Below are 3229 nucleotides of genomic sequence, written 5' to 3'. Positions count from 1 at the left end.
GAAGAAGCTCTTGTCGGCGTCGACCACCAGCGTGCCGTTCCACCACAGGCCGGACTGGCCCTTGACCACGTCCTTGCCGTCCAAGGCACCCTTGTCATAGGTGACGTTGCTGTCGGTGGGCATGACCGACTTGCCGTTGATGGTGATCTTGTTGACCAGCAGGTTGCGGTCCTGGCCGTTCACCGTGGCGTCGTTGTCGTACTGGATCTGGACCTTGTGCGCCTGATCCGCCGTGGCGTTGATCGAGAAGGCGTAGTCCTTGGCCGACGCGCCGGCCATGCCTTCGCCGACCTTCTTGCCGTCGATCAGCAGGTTGAAATGCGCGTTGACGCCGCCTGCGGCGTTGCCCTGCAGGTTCAGGATGACCTGGCTGTTGCCGGCGGGGGCCGGCGGCGTCGGGACCGGGAAATAGTCCTTGGTCAGGGCGAAATCGAGCGAACCGTCCCACCACATGCCTTCCTGGCCGGGGATCACGTCCTTGCCGTCGGAGGCGCCGCGGTCGTAGCTGACCAGCGAGCTGGTGGAGGCGACGGACTTGCCGTTCACTTCCAGCGACTTGACGAGCAGGTTGCGGTCCTGCCCGTTCACATAGCCGTCGTTGAAGTAGACGATCTGCAGCTTGTGAGCCTGGTCCGGAGCGACCTGGGCCTTGAAGGTGTACCGGCCGTCGCTGGTCGAACTGACCGTCGCCTGGCCGAGGTTGACACCATCCAGGAGCAGCCGGAACTGCGGCCAGATCCCGCCGGCAGCCTGCCCCGAGGCGTTGACGACGAAGGTCGTGTCGACGAGACCCGTGGTGGTCGTTGCCATTGGAAGTAACCTCTCTCCATTTTCGGTGGAGCAAAGGTGAGGCCCAATTGGTTAACGAGGTATTTCGGATTTTAGGGAAATGCGGCTCAAAAGCCACGATGGTCTGTGAAAAGAATGAGGCGCGGAAATCCGCTTTCGCTGCGGTTTCCGCGCCACAGTGGGGCCTTGCGGCCACGGGGAGGGAAAAGTGTAAAGTCTTGTTACAGAATGGTTTCTGAAATTCGCCGCCTCAACCCTCGTGACTTTTGTGAGCCACCATGAAGACCTCCGGCCGGAACAGGTAGAGCTGGCCGAGCTTGCCGAGCTTGCGCCGCAGGGTTAACGGCATCGCCCCCATGAAGGATTCCACGGCCTTCACGTAGGCGAGGTATCCGCGTCCGGACCCATGGATGGGCATCCGCCGGCGGACCGCCATCGGGGCGATGTAGACGGCCTCCATCCGGGTGAAGCCGGCCTCGCGCAGCGCGCGCTCCGTCTCGCTCCAGGTGTATTCGCGCAGATGCATGCAGATCGGCTCGTCCAGCCCGAAGACCTCCGACAGGTCCATCGGCCCGGCGTGCTTGTGCGGCATGCTGAGCACGTAGCGACCGCCCGGCTTGAGGATGGCGTGCACGTTGGACAGGTGCACGGACACGTCCTCGGGGTGGAGATGCTCGATGACATGGGTGGAGACGACGGCGTCGTAATGGCCGCGCGGCTCGAACTCGGCGAGGTTCACGCCGTCGCAGCAGCGCCACGTCACGTTGGAGCGCTCATCCGTCCAGCGCTCCCCGCGCTCGCGGGTGATCTCGGTGGCGACGCAGCGGTGGCCGTGGCGGGCCAGATAGCTGAGCAGCCGGCCCTTGCCCGATCCGACCTCGTAGACGTCCCGCGCGCCCTTGAGCAACGTCAGGAAGTGGCGGAAGTCCAGTTCGTCGTTCTGCGCCGCGGTGTCCACCGCGTCGTTCAGCCAGGGGCACTCGCTGTAGAGGGTGGTGTAGTTCCGCTCGAACACCGTCCAGCGCTCTTCGCGGCGGGAATCCAGCAGCTCGCGGGCGAGCTGGCGTTCCAGGTCCCAATGCTGGCGGACCATGGTTTCGCTGAGGGGGTAGTTCGGGGCCAGACCGAACTTCCGCTTGTAGCGGGCGACCAGCTCATCCGACGTCAACGTGTCCACAGATCACCTCGTTGGGAGAAACGCCGCTGTTCCGATAATCTAAGGTCGTTGTCGGGAATCCTTACAGGCGCGGACGGCGGAACGGGCCGCGCGATCGGGCGGGGTAGCGGGGCCGGAAGGGGTACCGCGCCGCATTCCAACCGGACTCGCCCCGATCCGCCTCAACCAGACCGGTTGCGCCCGCGCAGCGCCTGCACCGACGCCTCGTACAGCGGCAGCGGACGCGACGCCGCGTCGTAGGGGGAAGGGTGGGGCTTCAGTTCCGGCATCTCGCGGGAGATGTAATTGAGGTCGGAGCGCAGGTGCCACCAGCACAGCTCGGCCAGCCGCGCGTTCCCGGCGATGTCGCCCAGATACTGCCCGGCCAGGAAGGCCATGGCGCGGTCCTTCTCCGCCCGCGACCAGGAGCGCGGCAGGTGCTTCTCGTTCACGTCGAACTCGGTGACGTGGATGGGCAGGCCCAGCCGGTCCATGGCCCGCAGGAAGCCCTTCATGCCCTCGCGGTCGTAGGGCTTGCCGGCCATCAGGTGGCTTTGCAGCCCCACCCCGTCGATCGGCACGCCGCGCTTGACCGCGTCGGTCAGCCAGGTCTGGAAGTAGGCGCGCTTGCGCTGCTGCCAGCCCTCGTCGATCTCGATGCCGAACTCGTTGATGACCAGCTTGGCGGAGGGGAATTCCTTGCGGATGTAGTGGAAGAAGGGGTCCAGCCATTCCGGCCCCTTGGCGCCGCCGGCCACCACCCACCACATGCCCTTGCGGAAGCCGTGGCGGTCCTGCTCCTGGGGGTGGCTGCGCTCGGTCTCCCAGAAGAAGGCCTCGTTCATCACGTCGATGCGGTAGAAATTGTCGCCGTAGCGCCGCTTGACCGCCGCGACCATGGCGGTGAAGCGCGGCCAGTAATTTTCCTCGGACAGCGTGCCGTCCGCCGAGAAATAGGCGCTCTCCGCGATGCCCAGCGCGCGCTGGCGGCTGGCCGGCAGCGTCATGTAGTCGGGCATGCCCATGTGCTGCCACAGGGCGCAGTGCCAATTGGGCTTGGCGCCGATGCGGCGGGCCAGTTCGACCCCGGCGTCGAAGCGGCCCCAGTCGAAATTGCCCTCCTGCGGCTGGAAGACGGCCCATTTGCCGCCGTTTTCGGGCGTCACCACGTCGCATTCCCGCGCCATCAGCGTGTCGAGCATGGGGTCTTCCGGCTCGATCAGATGGTCGCGGGCGGCGCCGTGGAGGATGCCGGCGGCCCGGCAGGCGTCGCGCAGGGTGGGG

Annotated in this window: 3 protein-coding genes; all 3 read right to left on the bottom strand. The window is 65.9% G+C overall.

The window, feature by feature from the left end; translation table 11 throughout:
* Positions 1-810, bottom strand: an 810-nt coding sequence (locus tag GBZ26_RS28395; protein ID WP_282184370.1) for a carbohydrate-binding domain-containing protein, incomplete at its 3' end; no start/stop codon positions are given.
* A gap of 229 nt (positions 811-1039) precedes the next feature.
* Positions 1040-1966 (bottom strand): methyltransferase domain-containing protein, encoded by a 927-nt coding sequence (locus GBZ26_RS28390; RefSeq protein ID WP_174441663.1) that lies wholly within the window; start codon positions 1964-1966, stop codon positions 1040-1042.
* A gap of 161 nt (positions 1967-2127) precedes the next feature.
* On the bottom strand, positions 2128-3229 hold a 1102-nt coding region (locus tag GBZ26_RS28385; RefSeq protein ID WP_174441662.1), incomplete at its 5' end, for an endo-1,4-beta-xylanase.

Origin of the sequence: Azospirillum formosense, from assembly GCF_013340925.1 — a bacterium.
Lineage (GTDB): Bacteria > Pseudomonadota > Alphaproteobacteria > Azospirillales > Azospirillaceae > Azospirillum > Azospirillum formosense.
This window is presented reverse-complemented; position numbering and strand designations above follow the sequence as displayed.